Annotated in this window: 2 protein-coding genes; both read right to left on the reverse strand. The window is 42.4% G+C overall.

Annotation, left to right across the window (positions count from 1 at the left end):
- Positions 1-2,069 (reverse strand): ComEC/Rec2 family competence protein (locus tag PLE34_RS21775; RefSeq protein ID WP_324560751.1); only part of this gene is annotated, 2,069 nt, incomplete at its 3' end.
- A 314-nt stretch (positions 2,070-2,383) separates the two neighbouring features.
- Positions 2,384-2,707 carry a DUF6122 family protein gene (locus PLE34_RS21780; protein WP_324560754.1) on the reverse strand — a complete coding sequence of 108 codons (324 nt, stop codon included), beginning with the start codon at positions 2,705-2,707 and terminating at the stop codon, positions 2,384-2,386.
- Between the last annotated feature and the right edge of the window lie 340 nt (positions 2,708-3,047).

The following is a 3,047-nucleotide window of genomic DNA, read 5'->3' on the forward strand; positions in this document are numbered from 1 at the left end:
TCTTCCTGCACGGAATGGCGGCGCAAATGTAAACTATCGCAGTCATTTTTCCATTCACGGATTTTCCACGCTGGGCTTGAAGCGTCAAAAACATACTGCCGGCAGCGGAATAAACGCTGCAGCCGGCCTATACCCACATTGGCGTTTTTAGAAAGAATAATGATATCCACATCTACCGGTTCAACGGGCGGCGATAAGATCGGGAGGGAGTCAAGCAAAAGAATACGCCGCTTTTTAAAATAGAAGAAAGGCGATGCCGGCCGGAAACTGCTCAGGCTAACGGCAGGTTTTGCGCGGTACATGAGCCGTGAAGGGCGTAAATGAAAATTATACAGGAAGGGGTCGGTTGCCAAAGCCTCATCTCCTGTAAAATGATAGCTGCTACCGCTTATAAAATCAACAGCAGTGAACCGGGGTATATTGTATACAATAATTTTGCTTTGCTTTTGCTTAATGCCAATGTCTATCACACGGCAAAGCGCAAAGGCCAGCAGCGCCACCAGGGCATAGGGCAGCATTTGCTTTTTTTGCTTCATTAGCCATACTGCAAAGGCAATAATAAAAGCGTACAGCAGGCCGGCCTGAAGAATGGAGATGGAAATATTATCACTAACGGCAAAAGGAACATCATTGATAAAAGCTATAAAATTGTTCATCAGCCGCAGCATGGCGGAAAGTATTTTCCCTGCAAGCAATGCAGCGGCAGGAAACAACGACAGTAGGCAAAGCAATATCTCACCATATAATATAAAGCCGGAGAGCGGAACAATAACCAGGTTGCTGACAAGGAACAGGTTAGGTACCTGGTGAAAATGATAAATGCTTAATGGCGTAGTAAGTATTTGTGCCGCAAGCGTAACGGCAATGAGCTTCCATACATGATTGATGAGGTTATGCTTACAATACAACCAGTTGGTAACAGGACGTAAAAAAATAACGATACTTAATACGGCTGCATACGACAACTGGAAACCCACATCCCAAAGAAAAAAAGGATTCCGGCATAAGAGGAAAAATGCTGATGCGCTCAACGTGTGATATACTGATATTTTTCTGCGCATGCTTTCTCCGGCTATAATAAAGGAAAACATAACAGCGCTTCTTAAGATGGAAGGCCCCGCTCCTGAAAGTAAAGTGAACAGCCATAATACCGATAGTATGATCAGTCCGCTTACCCATTTTGTTTTTGCATTACGTTGCAGCGGTTTCAGTAACACGATCAGCAGTCCATAGATCATGGCCAGGTGCATGCCCGATATGGCGATAACATGTATTACACCGGTATTGGCATAAGCCTGTACCAGGTCGCGCTCCAGGTCATCGCGGTAGCCGATGAGCAATGCTTCTGCCACACCGGCTTCCCGTTTGCCCGGAATATACTTTTTCAATATTGCTAACAATCCCTTACGTGATTGCTGCAGCCAGCGGGTATATGCAGAACGGGTTTGCGCAGGGTTTACCGAAAATTCATTTTCAGCAAGATATACCTGGTGTGTGATGCCCTGGAAAAGACAATACCGCTTATAATCGAATGCCCCGGGATTACCGGAGTTTTGAATAGCCTGCAATCTTTTTTTAAAAACAATGGTTGAACCATGATCTAATTGCGACAAAAGACTGCTGTCTTTTTTAAAATAAATAATGATGCTGCCTTTGGTTTGAATGACGCTATCATTGCGTATAAGCGCATGCACCATAGCATTGGCTTTGTAGGATTTATTCTTTTCAATTAAAGGTTCCGATAAAACAGCAACCACAACCGTGCTGTCGTTATACAAATGTCCGAACCAGCTTTGCAGGTGGGTAATATTTTTAAAATGTGTGATGGTTATTCCAAACAGCAGGATCATCATCATAAGAGCAAAGCCATATATCCATTTGTGCAGGAATAAAAGATAACCGTGTAAACATTGGGCAAGCAGGAAAAGCACCAGGGCGATGCAGGCAATAATACAGGTGCCTTTTACAGAAAGCGGAAGGTACCATTGCAGCATTATCCCCAATACCAGCGGGATGAGCAGTCGTATGAACGGTGCTTGTTTCCATATAGGAACCACAGGTAGCAACATGACTAAAAGTTAAGAAAGAAGCGTAGAATAACAAAACTTCCGGAGCAATAATTTTAAAAATGTCTGCCCTTCAGCCATTTTTCCTGTGTCATTTTTTATACCACTGTCATGCTTATCAGCAAATGAGGTATTTTTTACCACAAATTCCAACGGACTGCAAGCGGGCGGATTTACTAATACCACTTAAAGTAGCCACTAATACACGAATATTCAATGTATTTTGATACATTTATTCGTGCATTCGTGGCGTATTAAAGAAGCGCAGGCTTTGTGATATACCATCGTAATATCGCCTCCGGCGATAACCGTAATTATCATTTACAACATACCGCCTGCAAAAGACAATCAATATAATCTGTAGCCATATGCCACACCAGGCCAATAGCCACTAACCTGGCGGGCTTAAAAAATAACAGTAGAACATAAACACCAATGGCCGGGTAGCTATGCAGCAAATGAAAACCAATACTGCACCTGCATGCTTCATATACAGGCGTAGCCAGCAAATGATCAATATCTACCATCATCGTCAGTAACAAAATACCATAAGCCCTCAGCCAGTGTTGCCGGTACAGTAACAGGGCAATGAATAGCGGGACTATAAAATGAAAGCCATAGTGAACAATCTGCTGTACCAAATGTTTTTGTTTTGAGCGAAGAAAATCTTTACCTCTTGCAATATATGTTTAGGTTTTGACAGTCCATAAAAAACCAGTGAAATACAAACACCCTGTTAAATTGTGGAAAAAAATACGCAATACACGCCTCTTCAAACGCCAGCTTTGCCACACGCTACAACAAAGTGCATTACGGCACGATATTTTATTACTGTTAATAAACCGATTTACTAATAAAATAAAATTACAGATTATGCAAAAGAAAGGATTAGGACTGCTTATTGCAGCAGCGGCAGCTTATGGTTATTACCGGTTTTCTAAAATGACCCCGGAACAAAAAAAAGCATGGAAAGAAAAAGGC

It is taken from the genome of Agriterribacter sp. (assembly GCF_035445465.1).
In the GTDB taxonomy this organism is placed as follows: domain Bacteria; phylum Bacteroidota; class Bacteroidia; order Chitinophagales; family Chitinophagaceae; genus Agriterribacter.